The organism is Delftia sp. ASV31 (genome assembly GCF_016428765.1).
Lineage (GTDB): Bacteria > Pseudomonadota > Gammaproteobacteria > Burkholderiales > Burkholderiaceae_C > Comamonas > Comamonas acidovorans.
The window spans coordinates 1-17,482 of the sequence record NZ_JAELTK010000001.1; the positions used below are offsets into that span (position 1 = coordinate 1).

The window sequence follows — 17,482 nt, forward strand, 5'->3', positions numbered from 1 at the left end:
ACCCTTTGTCGATCTGGTGATCGACGCCAGTTGGGCCTCGGGCAACCTGCAGCGCAACTACACCCTGCTGCTGGATCCGCCCAACCTGCAAAAGCTCCCGCCTGCCGTGACGGCTGCAGCCCAGGCCTCGGCACCCGAGCCTGCCGCAGCGCCGCGCCGCGCAGCCCCCTCGCAAGCCGCTGCAGGCAACACCGAGGAAAGCCGCCCCGCGCCAGCAGCCGCGCGCCGTTCCGCCCCGGCAGCCCGCGAGCGCGCCGCAGCGGCTCCCGCGCCGTCCGAAGCCTCCGAAGTCCGCATCAAGGCCGGGGACACGGCAGGCCGCATCGCCGCCGCCCACCTGCCAGCCGGCGTTTCGCTGGACCAGATGCTGGTGGCCATGCTGCGCACCAATCCCAAGGTCTTCATCAACGGCAATGTGAACCGCATGCGCTCCGGTGCCGTGCTCACCGTGCCGGACGAAGCCACGGCCCAGGCCACCTCGCCGCGCGAAGCGCGCCAGATCGTTGCCGCCCAGTCCCGCGATTTCAACCAGTTCCGCCGCCAGCTGGCCAGCGCCGCGCCGGCCGCGCCCGTGGCCTCCGCCAACCGCGAAGCATCGGGCAGCGTCCAGGCCCAGGTCGAAGACCGCAAGCCGTCCACCGCAGCACCCGACAAGCTCACGCTGTCCAAGGGCGCCGTCAAGGGCGTGGAAGCCGATGAGCGCCTGGCCAAGCAAAAGCAGTCGGACGACCAGGCATCGCGCACGGCCGAGTTGCAGCGCAACATGTCCGAGCTGAGCCAGATCGCCGCCGCCACCAAGCCCGCCGAAGGTGCTGCTGCAGCACCTGCCTCGGCAGCCAGCGGCACGGCAAACGGCGTCGCTGTGCCGGGCGCGCCGACCGTGCCTGCAGCGCCTGAAGCTGCAGCACCCCAGACAACTCCCGCGGCCCCGGCAGCGCCTGCCGATGCAACTGCTGCGGCCGCTGCGCCCACCGCTGCTCCAGACGCCGCAGCCAATGCAGCCGGCTCCGCAGCGCCCGCAGCAGAAGCCGCGCCCGCCACGCCCGCTCCGGCCGAGCCGCCGAAGCCCAAGCCGGCACCCGCTCCCGCAGCACCGATCGCCGAGCCCAGCTTCATCGATACGCTGCTGGAAGACCCCACCATCCCGCTGGCCGGTGCTGCCCTGCTGGCCCTGCTGCTGGGCTATGGCGGCTACCGCGTCATGCAGCGCCGCCGCGCCGCTGCCGCCTCCAGCGAAAGCGCCTTTGGCGACAGCCAGCTGGCAGCCGACTCCTTCTTTGGCGCCAGCGGCGGCCAACGAGTGGACACCGGCACATCGAGCCAGCTGTCCGGCACCTCCATGCATTACTCGCCCAGCCAGCTTGATGCGGGCGATGTGGACCCCGTGGCCGAGGCCGACGTCTACCTGGCCTATGGCCGCGACCTGCAGGCAGAGGAAATCCTCAAGGAAGCGCTGCGCACCGACCCCAACCGCACCGCTCTGCACCAGAAGCTGGCCGACATCTACGCCAAGCGCCATGACCGCAAGGCCTTCGAGGCCGTCGCGCAGACCCTGCATGGCCTGACCCAGGGCAAGGGCGTGGACTGGCAGCGTCTGGCCGACCAGGGCCGCATCCTGGACCCGGAAAACGCCCTCTACCAGCCTGCAGGCGCCGCGCCCCTGTCTGGTGCCGCCGCTGCCGGCGGCGCCGCAGTGGCTGCTGCCGGACTGGCTGCCGCCTCGCTGGCCAGCCGCCCCCTGGACATGGATGCGCACCGCGAAGGCCCTGCCACCCTGCCCATGGACCTGGACATGGACCTCAACATGGACCTGCCCGGCGGCCTGGCCGATGCCAGCCTGCCCGCGCAGCACGCCAGCCCCCTGCCCGCACCGGCCCCCATGCCCAGCGAACAGGACTTCGCAGCGCTGGAGCCCACGCTGCGCGCGCCGCTGGAAGCCACGCCCTCCGCAAAGGACGACACACCTCGCATCGAGCCCCACGTCGAGCCACCCGTTGCATCGCTGGACATGCCCGGCTTCCAGCCCACGGCCCACGCCTCGCTGACGGACGCCCTGAACCACAGCAATGCCATGGACGGCATGCAGCCGACCGAGATGCTGTCGCTGGACATGCCCGGCACACAGGCGGCCGACAGCTTCCCGGCCACCGAGCCCTCGCCCCTGACCAGCTCCACCACGGACGACAGCCATGCCAAGACCGAGCTGCTGTCGCTGGACGCCATGGAGTTCAACCTGGAAGGCCTGAGCACGGAGGCACCCACCCCAACGCAGGCAACGCCCCAGGCAGGCGGCGTGCTGGAGACGGCGGCCAAGGCCAAGCCCGAACCGGCCGAGTCGCTGGAATTCGACCTGGGCAGCCTGTCCCTGGACCTGGGCAACGACACCCCTGCCGTGGCAACCCCGCCCTCGGCCCCTGAAGACCCGCTGGCCACCAAGCTCGCTCTGGCCCAGGAATTCAACGCCATCGGCGACAGTGACGGAGCCCGTACACTGATCGAGGAAGTGATCGCCGAGGCCCACGGCGATCTCAAGGCCAAGGCCCAGCGCCTGCTGGCCGAGATAGATTGAAGCCCGGCGGCGCCTGCCCAGGCGCCGCACCGGTTTCGCGTGACAGGGTGGCGCAAGCCGCCATGGAAAACTGACAACTTGATGCACACCCAACCCATGCCGGAGGCCTCGCAATGCGCGTAGCCCTCGGCGTCGCCTACAACGGCCAGCGCTACAGCGGCTGGCAAAGCCAGCTGTCTGGCAACACCATTCAAGACCATCTCGAAGCGGCCCTGGGCCGCTTTGCCGCTCAGGAGGTGCACACCCTCTGCGCGGGCCGCACCGATGCCGGCGTGCACGGCCTCATGCAGGTCGTCCACTTCGACACGCCGCTGGACAGGGCCCCGTTCTCCTGGGTCCGAGGCACCAACACCTTCCTGCCGCCGGACATTGCCGTGCAATGGGCCCAGCCCGTGCCCGATGCCTTCCATTCGCGCGCCTGTGCCACGGCAAGGCGCTATGCCTATGTGCTGCTGCAATCGCCCGTGCGCCCCAGCGTGGAGGCCGGGCGCGTGGGCTGGGTGTTCCATGCGCTCGATGGTGACGCCATGCAGGCCGCCGCCCGGCACCTGCTGGGCGAGCACGACTTCAGCTCGTTCCGCGCATCGGGCTGCCAGGCCAAGTCCCCCGTCAAGACGCTGCACCGCCTGTCCATCACCCGCCGCATGGCAGGCGATGGCGCCCAGATGGCCGCAGCCAGCTCCATGCGCCCCGGCGATGCGGCCATGGAATGCTGCTACTGGCGCTTCGAGTTCGAAGGCAGCGCCTTCCTCCACCACATGGTGCGCAACATCATGGGCTGCCTGATCGCCATCGGCCAGGGCACGTATGCGCCGCAGTGGATGCAGCAGGTACTGGACGCCCGTTCCCGCGATGCCGCCGCGCCCACCTTCTCGCCCGACGGCCTGTACTTTCTGGGCCCCGTATACGATCCTTCATGGGGCCTTCCTTCGCGCAGCCCGGCCTATGATTGGCTCCCGTGAACGGACAAGCCCTCCCCCATTCTTCAGCCCCCATGCAGCGCACTCGAATCAAGATCTGCGGACTCACCCGCGAACAGGACGTGGACGCCGCCGTGGCTGCGGGCACCGATGCCGTGGGTTTTGTGCTCTACGCCCCCAGTCCGCGCGCCGTGACGGTGCAGCGCGCTGCACAACTGGCGCGGCGCCTGCCGCCCTTCGTGACCCCGGTGCTGCTGTTCGTCAATGAAAGCGCCGCCAACGTGATGGCTGCCTGCGCCGCCATCCCGGGCGCCTGCGTGCAGTTCCACGGCGACGAGTCCCCCGAGGACTGCCTTGCCGCCACATCGGGCGGCACCCGCGCCTTCCTGCGCGCCGCACGCATTCCCCTTGGTCCCGACGCCGCGCGCTTCGACCTCGTAGAATATGCCCAGCGTTACTCGAAAGCCCAGGCCATACTGCTCGACGCCCATGTCGACGGCTATGGTGGTGGCGGAAAAGCATTCAATTGGTCACTCCTTCCACCAAACGTCGCCTCTCACCTCGTTTTGTCTGGTGGACTCACGCCTGCAAACGTGACCGATGGCATCTTGCAAGTGCGCCCGCGAGGACTCTCGCTGGCCGTTGATGTCAGTTCCGGCGTCGAGGCCGATGGTCCCGACGGCAAGCCCCTCAGGGGCATCAAGGACGCCGGCAAGATACACCGATTCATCGCCGCCGTGCGCGCGGCCGATGACCAACTTTTGCAGACAAGCCATGTTCGAATACCAGTACCCTGACGCATCCGGCCACTTCGGCCGCTTCGGCGGCAGCTTTGCCAGCGAAACCCTGACACACGCTCTGACCGAGCTGCGCGATGCCTACGCCAAGTACCAGAACGACCCGGAATTCGTTGCCGAATTCCAGTCCGAGCTGGCCCACTTCGTCGGCCGTCCCTCGCCCGTCTACCACGCGGCACGCATGTCGCGCGAGATGGGCGGCGCGCAGATCTACCTCAAGCGCGAAGACCTCAACCACACGGGCGCGCACAAGATCAACAACGTGATCGGCCAGGCCATGCTCGCCCGGCGCATGGGCAAGCCCCGCATCATTGCCGAGACCGGCGCGGGCCAGCACGGCGTGGCCACGGCCACCATCTGCGCGCGCTACGGCCTCGAATGCATCGTCTACATGGGTGCCGAGGACGTGAAACGCCAAAGCCCCAACGTCTACCGCATGCGCCTGCTGGGCGCCACGGTGGTGCCGGTGGAGTCGGGCAGCCGCACGCTCAAGGACGCGCTCAACGAGGCCATGCGCGACTGGGTGGCCAACGTGGACAACACCTTCTACATCATCGGCACCGTGGCCGGCCCCCATCCCTACCCGGCAATGGTGCGCGACTTCCAGAAGGTCATCGGCGAGGAATGCCTGACGCAGATGCCCGAATTCCTGGGCGCCGACCGCCAGCCTGATGCCGTGGTCGCCTGCGTGGGCGGCGGCAGCAATGCCATGGGCATCTTCCATCCTTACATCCCGTTCGAGAACACGCGCCTGATCGGCGTGGAGGCGGCCGGCGAAGGCCTGGACAGCGGCAAGCACTCGGCCTCGCTGCAGCGCGGCAGCAGCGGCGTGCTGCACGGCAACCGCACCTTCATCCTGCAGGACGAGAACGGCCAAATCACCGAAACGCACAGCATCAGCGCCGGGCTCGATTACCCCGGCGTCGGCCCCGAGCACGCCTGGCTGCAGGAACTGGGCCGGGCCCAGTACGTGGGCATCACCGACCAGGAGGCGCTGGACGCCTTCCACTACCTGTGCCGCACCGAAGGCATCATTCCCGCCCTGGAGTCCAGCCATGCCGTGGCCTATGCCATGCAACTGGCCAAGACCATGCGCGCCGACCAGTCCATCCTCGTGAACCTGTCCGGTCGCGGCGACAAGGACATCGGCACCGTGGCCGACCTCTCGGGCGCCGATTACTACGACCGTCCCTCCATGCGCGGGCTCACGGTCAAGGGAGGAGCAGCTCAATGAGCCGCATCACCACGACTTTCGCCAAACTCCAGGAAGAAGGCCGCAAGGCCCTGATCCCCTACATCACCGCAGGCTTCCCGTTCGCGGCCATCACGCCGTCGCTGATGCACGGCATGGTGGAGGCCGGCGCCGACGTGATCGAGCTGGGCGTGCCCTTCTCGGACCCCATGGCCGACGGCCCCACCATCCAGAAGGCAGGCGACCGCGCCATCGCCAATGGCGTGGGCCTGGTGCAGGTGCTGGCCTATGTGCGCGAGTTCCGCCAGAAGAACCAGACCACGCCCGTGGTGCTGATGGGCTACGCCAACCCGGTGGAGCGCTACGACCAGATCCACGGCAAGGACCGCTTCGTGGACGATGCGGCCGAGGCCGGCGTCGACGGCCTGCTCATCGTGGACTACCCGCCCGAGGAGTGCGAGGCATTCGCCGCGCAACTGCGTGCGCGCGACATGGACCTCATCTTCCTGCTGGCGCCCACCTCCACCACCGAGCGCATGCAGCAGGTGGCGCGCGTGGCCAGCGGCTATGTCTACTACGTCTCGCTCAAGGGCGTGACCGGAGCAGGCACGCTCGACACGGCGGCCGTGGAAGCCATGCTGCCGCGCATCCGCGAGCATGTGAGCATTCCCGTGGGCGTGGGCTTCGGCATCCGCGACGCGGCCACGGCCCAGGCCATTGGCCGGGTGGCCGATGCCGTGGTCATCGGCAGCCGCATCATCGAGATGCTGGACGGCCAGCCCCACGAAAAGATCGTCCCCCTGACCATCGACTTCCTGCGCGGCGTGCGCAAGGCACTCGACGCGTAGGTCGCATAATGCAGCCCTTGCATGCGGCCCGGTGCCGCATGCCCTGCGCCTGAAAAGGAAACACCATGTCCTGGCTTGAAAAACTCCTGCCTGCCAAAATCCAGCAAACCAACCCCACGGATCGCCACCAGCAGATCCCCGAGGGTCTGTGGATCAAGTGCCCGAGCTGCGAGACCGTGCTCTACAAGGCCGATCTGGAGAAAAACCAGAACGTCTGCCCCAGCTGCAGCCACCATCACCGCATCGGCGCCCGCGCCCGCCTGAACCATTTCCTGGATGCCGAAGGCCGTTATGAAATCGGCCAGGAAGTCATCCCCGTCGATGCCCTGAAGTTCAAGGACAGCCGCAAGTACCCCGAGCGCCTCAAGGAAGCGCTGGAGAACACCGGCGAGACCGATGCCCTGGTCGTCATGGGCGGCGCCATCAAGAGCGTCAACGTGGTCGCAGCCTGCTTCGAGTTCGAATTCATGGGCGGCTCCATGGGCTCCGTGGTCGGCGAGCGCTTCGTGCGCGGTGTCGAGACCGCCATCGAGCAAAAGGTCCCCTTCATCTGCTTCACCGCCACGGGCGGTGCGCGCATGCAGGAAGGCCTGCTGAGCCTGATGCAGATGGCCAAGGCCAATGCAGCGCTCACGCGCCTGGCCAAGAAGGGCCTGCCCTACGTCTCGGTGCTGACCGATCCCACCTTCGGTGGCGTCTCCGCCAGCTTTGCCTTCGTCGGCGATATCGTCATTGCAGAGCCCAAGACCCTGGTCGGCTTCGCCGGCCCGCGCGTGATCGAGACCACCGTGCGCGTGAAGCTGCCCGAAGGCTTCCAGCGCGCCGAGTTCCTGCAGGACAAGGGCGCCGTGGACATGATCGTGGACCGCCGCGAGCTGCGCGACCGCATCGCCGCATCGCTTGCCATGCTGCAGCGCCTGCCGGCCGACGCGGTCCAGTAAAGCCTCGCGCAGACACAAAAAAGCCGCCGCAGGTTGATGCCTGCGGCGGCTTTTTCACGTCCAGGAAACCAGGGAAATCAGGCCAGCAGCATCAGGCCCGATCCCTGGATATACGCCAGCACCATCAGCGCGATCTGCAGCAGCACCAGAGCCACCAGTGCCGACAGATCGATACCGCCGATCAGCGGAACAACACGGCGGATGGGCCGCAGCATCGGCTCGGACAGGCGCTGCAGCACGCCATACATCGGTGACTGCGGCTGCACCCACGACAAGATGGCATATATCAGCAGCACGCCCACCATGCCCGACAGCGCCACGCGCGCCAGGCCGCACAGCGCCAGCCAGGGCAGGGCAACCACGGTGGACTGCCCACCCATCAACAGCCACAGCAGCACGAACTGCAGCAGCTGCAGCAGGAAGGCGGCGATCAGGCTGGACATATCCCAGCGCCCGGCCGGCTTGATGATGCGGCGCAGCGGCATCACGATCCAGTCGGACAGCGCAAACACCAGTTGCCCCACGGGGTTGCCGAAGGGCACGCGCTGGGCCTGCATGTACATGCGCAGCAGGCAGACGCCGGTCAACAGGCCAACGACCACGTCGAGCAAAAAGGAAACGATCTGAAAAAGCATGGCGTTGTAGGACTGCGGGAGGAAGATCGGACCACGGCCATCCGGCCTTGGCACAGCATGGGATGATAGCTGCCGCATCCCGCCCATCACATGACCGCCCCTACCGCACTGCACTCCCTGCCGCTGTTCCCCCTGGGCAGCGTCCTCTTTCCCCAAGGCCTGCTGAGCCTTCGCGTCTTTGAAGTCCGCTACCTGGACATGATCCGCAAGTGCGAGCGCACGGGCGCTCCCTTCGGCGTGGTGGCGCTGCAGGCCGGCAGCGAAGTGCGCAAGGCCGGCGCGGCCGCCGAGCAATTGCACGCCGTGGGCACGCTGGCCCGCATCGTCCAGTTGCAGCAGCCCCAGCCCGGCCTGCTGCACCTGCAGTGCGAAGGCACGCAGCGCTTTCGCATGCAGGAGCACCGCCAGCTGCCACACGGCCTGTGGGTGGCCGATGTGCAGATGCTGCCTGCCGATGCCGCCGTGCCCATCCCCGGCCACCTGCTCGCCACCGCCCAGGCCCTGGCCCAGGTGCTGATGCAGCTGCACGCGCGCTCCACAGACGCCGACCATGCCCGACTGCCCAGCGCCGAACAGATGGGCGACTGCGGCTGGGTGGCCAACCGCTGGACCGAGCTGCTGCCCATGCCGGTCTCCATCAAGCAGCAACTGATGGCGCTGGACAGCCCGCTGGTGCGGCTGGAGCTCGTGGCCGATGTGCTGGAGCGCAGCGGCATAGGCCATGCCCCGGGCCCGGCACCCGGCTCCCAGTCCGCCGGGCACTGACGAATTGGCAAGACTGCGACGTCATACCGCAGCGGCGTCCGGCACATTGGCAGCACCGCGCACCGAAAGCGCGCCAAAAAACTTAAAATCGCGGATTCAGCCCGCCAGCTGCGGGGCTTGCCGGTGGCATTTGCTGCCGCCTCTGCACCCTCCCGCCCTTTGCGCCTGGCTTTTTTCGGCTTTTCCCGCTTTTTTCCCCCGGCTTTTTTCCGGCCCCTCGGCGTTTTGCGCTGGCGCTCATTGTCATGACCGAACACAACACCCCATCCGCAGCGGACCAGACCGCTCCCCAGGACGAAAACCAACTCATCGCCGAGCGCCGCGAAAAACTCAAGGCCCTGCGCGAACAGGTCCGTGAACAGGGCGGCGTGGCCTTCCCCAACGACTTCAAGCCCGCCGACCGCGCCGAGGCGCTGCAGCAGGCCCATGCCGACAAGAGCGCCGAGCAGTTGGACGCCGAAGCCGTGCAGGTCAGCCTGGGCGGCCGCATGATGCTCAAGCGCGTCATGGGCAAGGCCAGCTTTGCCACCATCCAGGACGGATCGCTGGGCCCCACGCACGGCCGCATCCAGCTGTACATCACGCGCGACACCGTGGGCGAGGAGGTCTATGCGGCCTTCAAGCGCTGGGACCTGGGCGATATCCTGGGCGCCGAGGGCACGCTGATGAAGACCAAGACCGGCGAGCTGTCGGTCAAGGTGCTGACGCTGCGCCTGCTCACCAAGAGCCTGCGTCCCATGCCCGACAAGTTCCACGGCATGGCCGACCTGGAGCAGAAGGTGCGCCAGCGCTATGTGGACCTGATGATGGACGAGCAGGCCCGCCGCCGCTTCATCGCACGCAGCAAGGCCGTCTCGGGCATCCGCGAATTCATGGTGGAGCACGGCTTCCTGGAAGTGGAAACGCCCATGCTGCACCCCATTCCCGGCGGCGCCAACGCCAAGCCCTTCGTCACCCACCACAACGCGCTGGACCAGGAGATGTACCTGCGCATCGCGCCCGAGCTGTACCTCAAGCGCCTGGTGGTCGGCGGCTTCGAGCGCGTGTTCGAGATCAACCGCAACTTCCGCAACGAAGGCATCTCGGTTCGCCACAACCCCGAGTTCACCATGATGGAGTTCTACGCGGCCTACTGGAACTACCGCGACCTGATGGACTACACCGAGGCCCTGGTGCGCGACGCCGCGCAAAAGGCCGTGGGTACGCTGCAGCTGACCTACGGTGGCAAGCCCGTGGACCTGTCCCAGCCCTTCCAGCGCCTGACCATTCCCGAGGCCATCGTCAAGTTCACCGAGGCGGGCGACAAGGTGGCCGACCGCGAATGGCTGACCAATGCGCTGCGCAAGCTGGGCATGACGGAAGAAAAGGACCGCCTGTCCACCCGCACCCTGGCCAGCCTGCAGGTGCTGTACTTCGAGGAAGTGGTGGAAGAAAAGCTCTGGCAGCCCACCTTCATCATGGAGCACCCCACCGAGATCTCGCCGCTGGCACGCGCCAATGACGAGCGCCCCGAGGTCACCGAGCGCTTCGAGCTGTACATCACGGGCCGCGAATTCGGCAACGGTTTCTCCGAACTCAACGACGCCGAGGACCAGGCCGCGCGCTTCAACGCCCAGGTCCAGGCCAAGGACGGTGGCGACGACGAAGCCATGTACTTCGACCACGACTTCGTGCGTGCCCTCGAGTACGGCATGCCCCCCACGGGCGGCTGCGGCATCGGCATCGACCGCCTGATGATGCTGCTGACCGACAGCGCCAGCATCCGCGACGTCATCCTGTTCCCCGCCCTGCGCCGCGAACAGTAAAACCCACGGCATCCAGCGCCTGCGCGCGTTGCCAACTGAAGCCGCCTGCGTTCCCTTGGGAGCCAGGCGGCTTTTCCCTATACTGGCTCGCCATGCACATCCCCACCTACTGGGCGCAGGCGCGCCTGCGGCATGAAAGCCGCCCCACCCACGGCATCACCGTCCAGCGCTGGGGATGGTCCGACACCAGCCAGGAAGCCGCCCAGGCCCACGCACAGGAGCGTGCTGGCCAGGCCCTGGAAGCCGCCCGCAATGCGGCGCTTCCAAAGGGCGAGCCCCGCATGGAATGGAAGAACGAGTACGCGCTCGACGGCTTCACCACCCCCATCCGCGAAGAAGTCCTGCAGCGCCGCGACGGCACGGTGATGACGCGCAACAGCTACGGCGCCCACTGCCTGAACACCGAGCGCGTGGCCATCGCCGATATCGACCTGCCCGAGCCGCCCAGCGCCGTGCGCTTTCCCGTCGTGACCCTGCTGTTGTTGGCTTCGGTCGCCATCTGGCTGGCCCGGCTGGCACCGCACAAGAACAATTCGCGGATGGTGGCCACGGCACTGGTCGTGCTGCTGCTGTTCCTGGCCATGCGGCGCGTGCAGCGCTGGTGGGAAGCACGCCAGGCGCGCCGGCGTGCGGCCACGGACTCGCCGGCCACGCGCGCCATGGAGCGCGTCCAGACCTTCCACCAAAGCCACCCCGACTGGGGCCTGCGCGTCTACGAAACACCCAAGGGCCTGCGCGTCATCGTCACGCATGCCGATTTCGCATCGGACGATCCGGCCGTCGGGCGGCTGTTCGACGCCCTGCAGGTGGACCCGCTCTATGCCCTGCTGTGCGAGCGCCAGCAATGCTTTCGCGCACGTGTCTCCGGCAAGCCCTGGCGCATGGGCCTGACCGGCCTATCCACCTCGCTGCGCAGCTGGCCCGTTCCCGAAGACCGGCAAGAGGAGCGCCGCCAGTGGGCACTTGCCTATGACAGCAAAGCCCAGGGCTTTGCTGCCTGCAGGCTGCTGCAGCAACTGGGCAACCCGCGCATCTGCCCGGCTGCCGACGCCTTTGTGCAGTGGCATGACGAGGCCAGCCGCGCCCGCACGGATCTGCCGCTGGCCTAGCAAAAGCCCCGTTGCACACAATCGCACACGGACGCGACACCCGACTTACACTGGCGCCATCCCCACGCCGCGCACTGCGCGGCCCCTTGATCCATTCCTGGTTTCGCAACCATGAAGGCCATGCCCCCCGCTCCACCTCCCCTGCCCACCGACAGCGCTGACTCCCCCGCAATCGAGCCCAGCGGAGCACGCTTCGCCAAGCCGACGGACGAGTCCGCGCCCTTTTGCGTGCTGGTCGTGGAAGACCAGGCCTCGGTGCGCACCAGCCTGGTCAGCGAGCTGCTGCACGCAGGTGTGACCCGCGTGCTGGAGGCCGCCGATGGCCCCAGCGCCCTGGTGCTGTTCCGCGAGCAGCGCCCCGACCTGGTGCTGCTGGACATCCGTCTGCCCGGCGAGGATGGCTACTGGGTCGCCCGGCAGCTGCGCGAGGCCGAGCCCGGCGAGTGGACGCCCGTCATCTTCCTGTCCGGCCTGGACAATGACCTGGATGTGTGGCGCGGCATCGAGGCTGGAGGCGACGACTACCTGGTCAAGCCCGTCAAGCCCATCGTGCTCGTGGCCAAGCTGCGCGCCATGCGCCGCCTGCTGGATATGCGCAGGCGCCTGGTATCGCTGTCGGCCGAGCTGCACGAGGCCAACCAGAAGCTCAATGAAATGGTCGAGCTCGACCAGCTCACGGGCCTGGTCAACCGCCGAGGCTTCGACCGCATCCTGCATGCAGAGATCGCCTCGGCCCGCCGCGAAGGCCAGCCGCTGACGCTGATGCTCTGCGACCTGGACCATTTCAAGCGCTACAACGACACCTATGGCCACGTGCATGGCGATGAATGCCTGAAACAGATCGGCCGCCTGCTGCGCGAGGTCTGCGTGCGCCCCCGTGACGTGGCCGCGCGCTATGGCGGCGAGGAATTCGCGCTCATCCTGCCGCGCACACCACGCTCGGGCGCCATGACGTTTGCGCGCGCCGTGGGCCAGATGCTGCGCGTGCTGCGCATACGCCACCCCGATTCGCCCCATGAATCGGGTCTCACGCTGTCGGGCGGCATCACCACCTGCATTCCCGACGAATACACCAGCGCCGAAGCCATGCTCATGCGCGCCGACCAGGCACTGTACGCGGCCAAGGCGCAGGGACGCGACCGCTTCTTCAGCTTCGAGATGCAGATGGACACGGTGGAGCAGCGCCGCACCTGACTGCCGGGCCTTGCGCCTGCGCTTACGATCGCAGCTCAATGCCGGGCGCGCGCGAGCTGCGCATCCGGGTCCCGAAAGCGGATTCCTGTTTCCTGAATGTTTGAAGTTATGCGTCGTTTTCAAGCGCACCTGCCCACCTGGATGCAGGATTGGCTGGAGTTCATCATCCCCGGTGCCCAGATCCTGCTGATCATCGGTGCGGCCTGGCTGCTCAATCGCCTGGTTCGCCGGCTGATCGCTCGCGCAGGCCGGCACTACGGCCTGCCGCCGGAGCTGCTGGTGCCGCTGCGCGGCGTGTTCCGCTGGATTCTGATTGCCGCCACCGTGCCTCTGGTGCTGGAGCGCCTGGGCGTCTCGGCCACCGTGCTGTGGACGGCATTCACCGGCTTTGCCACCGTGGGCGCCGTGGCCTTCTTCGCAGCCTGGAGCGTGCTGTCCAACCTGTTCTGCGCCCTGCTCATCGTCATCGTCGGGCCCTTTCGCCTGGGCGACTACATAGAGGTGCTGGACACGGCTGAAAAGCCCGGTGCCAAGGGCCGCGTGATCGACATCAACATGCTCTACACCACCTTGCAGGACGCCCATGCGCCCGATGGCTCGCCCAACCTGTTGCAGATCCCCAACTCGCTGATCTTCCAGCGCGTGGTCCGGCGCTGGAAGGGCGGCCTGGGTGTGGATGGCGAGCATGCCAGCCATGGCGAGGAGGAGCGCGCCATCCGGCTGACCACGCCGCATGATGCCCAGCCCTCGCAGCCGCCCATGCACACGACCAACTAAGGCCGACACCGCATGAAAAAAGCCGCCGCCCGGCAAAGGGACGGCGGCTTCGCCATTGAGCAGCGCGCCTCAGGGCTTGCGCGGCCGGACCTTGCTGGCGGCCAGCTTGGCGTTGGTGCGCGCCTGCTCCACGTCTTGGGCGCGCGCCAGGGCCACGCCCATGCGGCGCTTGACGAAGCTCTCTGGCTTGCCGAACAGGCGCAGGTCCGTGCCCGGCACGGCCAGGGCTTCGTCCACGCCGTCGAACACCAGGCCTTCGGCATCCTGCCCGCCATAGATCACGGCGCTGGCGCCTGGGTTGCGCAGCGAGGCATCCACGGGCAGGCCCAGAATGGCGCGCGCATGCAGCTCGAACTCGCTTTGCCACTGCGTGGCCAGCGTGACCAGCCCCGTGTCGTGCGGGCGCGGCGAGACTTCGCTGAACCAGACCTGCTCGCCCTTGACGAACAGCTCCACGCCAAACAGGCCCAGGCCGCCCAGGTCATCGGTCACCGCCTTGGCGATGTCGCGCGACTTCTGCAGCGCCGCCGGGTGCATGGGATGGGGCTGCCAGCTCTCCACATAGTCGCCGGACTGCTGGATGTGGCCGATCGGATCGCAGAAATGCGTCTGCACCTGGCCGTCCGCACCCTTGGCGCGCACCGTGAGCTGGGTGATTTCGTAGTCGAAGTCGATGAAGCCTTCGACGATCACACGGCCATGGCTCACGCGGCCGCCGGCCATGGCGTAGTCCCAGGCCTTGGCCACGTCGTCCGGGCCGTCCAGCTTGCTCTGGCCCTTGCCCGAGCTGCTCATCACGGGCTTGACCACGCAGGGGAAACCGATAGCGGGCTGGCCATCGGTGCCGTCGATGGCGGCCTGCAGCTCCTGCTGCGAATCACAGAAGCGATAAGGGCTGGTGGCCAGGCCCAGCGTCTCGGCGGCCAGGCGGCGGATGCCTTCCCGGTCCATGGTCAGGCGCGCGGCGCGGGCCGTGGGGATCACGGTGACCACACCGGCTGCTTCCAGCTCTTCGAGCATGGGCGTGGCAATGGCCTCGATCTCGGGCACGACCAGGTCGGGCTTCTCGGCCTCGATCAAGGCCTTGAGCTGGGCCGGATCGCTCATGGTGATGGTACGCGCGTGGTGGGCCACCTGCTGGCCGGGCGCGTTCTCGTAGCGGTCCACGGCAATGGTTTCCACGCCCAGGCGCTGCAGCGCGATCAGCACTTCCTTGCCGAGTTCGCCGCTGCCCAGCAGCATGACTTTGGTGGCATGGGGGGAGTAAGGGGTTCCAAGGGTGGTCATCTGCGCGTCCTGTGAGCCAGGCGGAGCCTGGGCAAGATAAGAAAGAGAGGGAGGCAGGCCTGCACGGCCCGCAGCAGCCCCCGATCATAGGACGCCGACGCAGGCGCCGCCTACAAACCCAGCGCCTGCGCGAGGTTGCGCCGCGCCCGCGCCTCCAGCCGTTGCCGGAACCAGTCAGTGCAGTAGATGGCCTCGCGCTGCATGAAGCCCTGCAGCACCTCGCGGCGCTTGGCGCGGTACAGCGGCAAGGGCACCCATTCGTATTCGGCCCGCACCTGCACTTCGTATTCGGCAAACCGCAGAGGGTCGGCCGCGAGAATGCCCAGGTCGGCATCCACCAGCAGTTGGGCGTCGATTCCGGATGGCTGTGCAGCGTGGCAGGTCGCCATGATCAGGCCGTGCACGCGCCCGGCCACTTCCGCCGGCAGACCCTGCCCGCGCAGCACGGCGGCGGCCCAGTCGGCGCTGCGCGCCTCGTTGTCCTTGGCTTGCGTTTGGTAGACAGCGTCATGGAACCACAGCGCCAGAGCCACTTCGCCGGGGTGCGCGGCCAGGCCCAGCGCCGGTTGCAGCAGGCCCATGGCCTCGCCCAGATGCTGCAGCGTGTGGTAGTGGCGCTGGGGCTCGCTGTAGCTTTGCAGCAGCTCGGCCAGCACAGGCTGCGGAGCGCTGGCACCCAGTGCGGACCAGGCGCTCTCCCAAGACGCCTGCCAGGTCTGCAGCGATGCATCGTTTGCGGTGGGCATTTCGGGCCATGGTCCGGCATGGGTCATCGCCAGTTCCTTCAATTTTCAGAAGATGCCGGGCGCCAGCGCCCGCAGCGGCGCACCTGCCGATGACAGCAGCCATGCCAGCAGGCCGCAGTTGAGCACCACGGTGATCCAGAACACCAACTGGAAAGAGGCCTTGCTGGACTTGTGCCGCAGCAGCCCTTGCGCGAGCAGCGCGCCGGGCCAGCCGCACAGCAGTGCCAGCAGGTGCAGACGGCTTTCGCTGGTGCGCCAGCGGTCGTGCCTGGCGGCGGACTTGTCGAATCCATAGACCATGAAGGTCACAAAGCTTGCCGCCGCATACAGGCCGACCAGTGTCCAGGGCATGCGGCCGCTCCAGCCAACAGCCAGCAGCACGCAGAAGAAGGCAGCGGCCAGGCCCACCGCCACCGGGCCTCGCACAGGCGGCTGAGGCCGCGAAGGCATGCCGGCACGGCGTCGCCGCGCAGGCTGCGGGCGGCCGGTCCTTGGTTCGTCAATGAAGGCCACATCCTGCGCGCGCCATTTTCCCTGGGCGTTGCGGCTGGGCACGTAGCTGACGCGCTCTCCGCCCTCGGGCCTGCGGCGGCGATCGGTGAAGGACTTGATATGGACAAAGACCTGCGCGCCGCCTCCATCGGGTTCGATGAAGCCAAAGCCCTGCTCGTCCTTCCAACCCGTGAGACGTCCCTGCTGCCGCATGGCGGGCTCAGTGGCTGCCGGCTGCGGCCGGCCGCGCATCCTGCTTGCATGGCTCGCCCAGGCAAATGCCTATGTCGCGCGCCATGGTGAGCAGGCCGTGGTCCAGGGGCACGGTGCGCTGGGTGTTGGCCACGCGGGAGATTTCCACGCTGCCGATCTCGCCACCCTGCAGCGTGACCATGCGGCCGAAGCGCCCCGACAGCACCAGTTGCGCCGCATGGTGACCGTACTGCGTGGCCAGCACGCGGTCAAAGGGCGTGGGGTCGCCGCCGCGCTGTACATGGCCGAGGACCGTGGTGCGCACCTCGCTCCTGAGGTGGGGCTGCAGGCGCTCGCGCAGCACATGGCCGACACCGCCCAGGCGGACCGGGTCGGGGCTTTGCTCGATGCGCTCGCGCACCGTGAGGCTGGCGCCGCTTTCCTTGGCGCCCTCGCCGATGCAGATGATGGTGTAACGCTGGCGCTGCTCGCGGCCCCGGCAGAAATCGACGATGGCCTGCAGGTCGAAATCGATCTCGGGCAGCAGGATGACGTCGGCCGCACCGGCAATGCCGGCCTCCAGCGCCAGCCATCCGGCATGGCGCCCCATGGTCTCGACGATCATCACGCGGTGGTGGCTGTTGGCCGTGCTCTCGATGCGGCGCAGCGCCTCGGTGGCCGTGGCCACGGCGGTGTCGAAGCCAAAGCTGCGCTCGCAATTGGCAATGTCGTTGTCGATGGTCTTGGGCACGCCCACGCAGGTCAGTCCCACCTGTTCGGCCAGGCCATGCGCCAGGCTCATGGTGCCGTCGCCGCCGATGGCCACCACCACGTCCAGGCCCAGCGCCCGGACATTGCGGCCCACATGCTCCAGCGTGGCCGCATCGCGCAGGGGGTTGGCACTGTTGCTGGTGCCCAGGATGGTGCCGCCCACATGCAGGATGCCCGAGACCTCGTCCCAGCCCAGCGGCTTGACGCCGGGCGGGTCGAGCATCAGACCCTCGAAGCCGTCGGCAATGCCCAGCACCTCGCACTGGCCGTGGTTGATCAGGGACTTGGTGACCGCACGGATCACCGCATTCAGGCCGGGGCAGTCGCCACCTCCGGTCAGCACGCCAACGCGCATGGGAAAACTCTCCTGTGAAACACCGGCCGACGCGCCCTTTACGACACGCACATGCCTTTGCAAAGCCCGCCTTGGCCTTCGGAGCGG

Annotated in this window: 16 protein-coding genes; 11 read left to right on the forward strand and 5 right to left on the reverse strand. The window is 67.7% G+C overall.

Annotated elements, in window-relative coordinates; genetic code table 11:
• From JHD82_RS00005 to accD, 6 genes are all read left to right on the forward strand, one after another.
• Positions 1-2,569, forward strand: a 2,569-nt coding sequence (locus JHD82_RS00005) for a FimV/HubP family polar landmark protein (protein ID WP_199135074.1), incomplete at its 5' end; no start/stop codon positions are given.
• 113 nt (positions 2,570-2,682) lie between these two features.
• Positions 2,683-3,531 carry a tRNA pseudouridine(38-40) synthase TruA gene (gene truA, locus JHD82_RS00010; protein WP_012207040.1) on the forward strand — a complete coding sequence of 283 codons (849 nt, stop codon included), beginning with the start codon at positions 2,683-2,685 and terminating at the stop codon, positions 3,529-3,531.
• A gap of 32 nt (positions 3,532-3,563) precedes the next feature.
• Positions 3,564-4,286: a phosphoribosylanthranilate isomerase gene (locus JHD82_RS00015; protein ID WP_199135075.1), complete on the forward strand. Its 723-nt coding sequence runs from the start codon at positions 3,564-3,566 to the stop codon at positions 4,284-4,286.
• Complete coding sequence (gene trpB, locus JHD82_RS00020) at positions 4,264-5,520, forward strand: tryptophan synthase subunit beta (protein WP_012207042.1); 1,257 nt, start codon at positions 4,264-4,266, stop codon at positions 5,518-5,520. The genes JHD82_RS00015 and trpB overlap by 23 nt, the downstream gene beginning before the upstream one ends.
• Entirely contained in the window at positions 5,517-6,326 is an 810-nt protein-coding gene (gene trpA / locus JHD82_RS00025) for a tryptophan synthase subunit alpha (RefSeq protein ID WP_199135076.1), read from the forward strand. Before trpB ends, trpA begins: the two co-directional genes overlap by 4 nt.
• 65 nt (positions 6,327-6,391) lie before the next feature.
• Positions 6,392-7,267 carry an acetyl-CoA carboxylase, carboxyltransferase subunit beta gene (gene accD, locus JHD82_RS00030; protein WP_012207044.1) on the forward strand — a complete coding sequence of 292 codons (876 nt, stop codon included), beginning with the start codon at positions 6,392-6,394 and terminating at the stop codon, positions 7,265-7,267.
• 77 nt (positions 7,268-7,344) lie between these two features.
• Here accD and JHD82_RS00035 read toward each other — a convergent pair whose 3' ends face one another.
• Positions 7,345-7,902: a YggT family protein gene (locus tag JHD82_RS00035; RefSeq protein ID WP_043782705.1), complete on the reverse strand. Its 558-nt coding sequence runs from the start codon at positions 7,900-7,902 to the stop codon at positions 7,345-7,347.
• Positions 7,903-7,992: 90 nt separating this feature from the next.
• Here JHD82_RS00035 and JHD82_RS00040 point away from each other — a divergent pair, with 90 nt between their 5' ends.
• The 5 genes from JHD82_RS00040 (at position 7,993) to JHD82_RS00060 (ending at position 13,552) form a co-directional block, all read left to right on the forward strand.
• The gene (locus tag JHD82_RS00040) at positions 7,993-8,667 is read left to right on the forward strand and encodes an LON peptidase substrate-binding domain-containing protein (RefSeq protein WP_199135077.1); all 675 of its coding nucleotides are present in this window, start codon (positions 7,993-7,995) and stop codon (positions 8,665-8,667) included.
• Between the two features lie 245 nt (positions 8,668-8,912).
• Positions 8,913-10,472 (forward strand): lysine--tRNA ligase, encoded by a 1,560-nt coding sequence (gene lysS / locus JHD82_RS00045; RefSeq protein ID WP_199135078.1) that lies wholly within the window; start codon positions 8,913-8,915, stop codon positions 10,470-10,472.
• Positions 10,473-10,564: 92 nt separating this feature from the next.
• Entirely contained in the window at positions 10,565-11,581 is a 1,017-nt protein-coding gene (locus tag JHD82_RS00050) for a hypothetical protein (protein WP_199135079.1), read from the forward strand.
• A 111-nt stretch (positions 11,582-11,692) separates the two neighbouring features.
• Complete coding sequence (locus JHD82_RS00055; RefSeq protein ID WP_012207049.1) at positions 11,693-12,775, forward strand: diguanylate cyclase domain-containing protein; 1,083 nt, start codon at positions 11,693-11,695, stop codon at positions 12,773-12,775.
• Between the two features lie 108 nt (positions 12,776-12,883).
• Positions 12,884-13,552: a mechanosensitive ion channel family protein gene (locus JHD82_RS00060; protein WP_013801006.1), complete on the forward strand. Its 669-nt coding sequence runs from the start codon at positions 12,884-12,886 to the stop codon at positions 13,550-13,552.
• Between the two features lie 69 nt (positions 13,553-13,621).
• Here JHD82_RS00060 and purT read toward each other — a convergent pair whose 3' ends face one another.
• From purT to JHD82_RS00080, 4 genes are all read right to left on the reverse strand, one after another.
• Complete coding sequence (gene purT / locus JHD82_RS00065) at positions 13,622-14,839, reverse strand: formate-dependent phosphoribosylglycinamide formyltransferase (protein ID WP_016451185.1); 1,218 nt, start codon at positions 14,837-14,839, stop codon at positions 13,622-13,624.
• 110 nt (positions 14,840-14,949) lie between these two features.
• Complete coding sequence (locus JHD82_RS00070; protein ID WP_199135080.1) at positions 14,950-15,612, reverse strand: N-methyl-D-aspartate receptor NMDAR2C subunit; 663 nt, start codon at positions 15,610-15,612, stop codon at positions 14,950-14,952.
• An 18-nt stretch (positions 15,613-15,630) separates the two neighbouring features.
• On the reverse strand, positions 15,631-16,290 hold the full coding sequence (locus JHD82_RS00075) for a cold shock and DUF1294 domain-containing protein (RefSeq protein ID WP_199135081.1): 660 nt from the start codon (positions 16,288-16,290) through the stop codon (positions 15,631-15,633).
• A 7-nt stretch (positions 16,291-16,297) separates the two neighbouring features.
• The gene (locus JHD82_RS00080; RefSeq protein ID WP_012207054.1) at positions 16,298-17,395 is read right to left on the reverse strand and encodes a 6-phosphofructokinase; all 1,098 of its coding nucleotides are present in this window, start codon (positions 17,393-17,395) and stop codon (positions 16,298-16,300) included.
• Between the last annotated feature and the right edge of the window lie 87 nt (positions 17,396-17,482).

Coding starts and splice junctions, on each gene's coding strand:
- truA (WP_012207040.1), top strand. CDS start 2,683: ATGCGCGTAGCCCTCGGCGTCGCCTACAACGGCCAGCGCTACAGCGGC.
- JHD82_RS00015 (WP_199135075.1), top strand. CDS start 3,564: ATGCAGCGCACTCGAATCAAGATCTGCGGACTCACCCGCGAACAGGAC.
- trpB (WP_012207042.1), top strand. CDS start 4,264: ATGTTCGAATACCAGTACCCTGACGCATCCGGCCACTTCGGCCGCTTC.
- trpA (WP_199135076.1), top strand. CDS start 5,517: ATGAGCCGCATCACCACGACTTTCGCCAAACTCCAGGAAGAAGGCCGC.
- accD (WP_012207044.1), top strand. CDS start 6,392: ATGTCCTGGCTTGAAAAACTCCTGCCTGCCAAAATCCAGCAAACCAAC.
- JHD82_RS00035 (WP_043782705.1), bottom strand. CDS start 7,902: ATGCTTTTTCAGATCGTTTCCTTTTTGCTCGACGTGGTCGTTGGCCTG.
- JHD82_RS00040 (WP_199135077.1), top strand. CDS start 7,993: ATGACCGCCCCTACCGCACTGCACTCCCTGCCGCTGTTCCCCCTGGGC.
- lysS (WP_199135078.1), top strand. CDS start 8,913: ATGACCGAACACAACACCCCATCCGCAGCGGACCAGACCGCTCCCCAG.
- JHD82_RS00050 (WP_199135079.1), top strand. CDS start 10,565: ATGCACATCCCCACCTACTGGGCGCAGGCGCGCCTGCGGCATGAAAGC.
- JHD82_RS00055 (WP_012207049.1), top strand. CDS start 11,693: ATGAAGGCCATGCCCCCCGCTCCACCTCCCCTGCCCACCGACAGCGCT.
- JHD82_RS00060 (WP_013801006.1), top strand. CDS start 12,884: ATGCGTCGTTTTCAAGCGCACCTGCCCACCTGGATGCAGGATTGGCTG.
- purT (WP_016451185.1), bottom strand. CDS start 14,839: ATGACCACCCTTGGAACCCCTTACTCCCCCCATGCCACCAAAGTCATG.
- JHD82_RS00070 (WP_199135080.1), bottom strand. CDS start 15,612: ATGACCCATGCCGGACCATGGCCCGAAATGCCCACCGCAAACGATGCA.
- JHD82_RS00075 (WP_199135081.1), bottom strand. CDS start 16,290: ATGCGGCAGCAGGGACGTCTCACGGGTTGGAAGGACGAGCAGGGCTTT.
- JHD82_RS00080 (WP_012207054.1), bottom strand. CDS start 17,395: ATGCGCGTTGGCGTGCTGACCGGAGGTGGCGACTGCCCCGGCCTGAAT.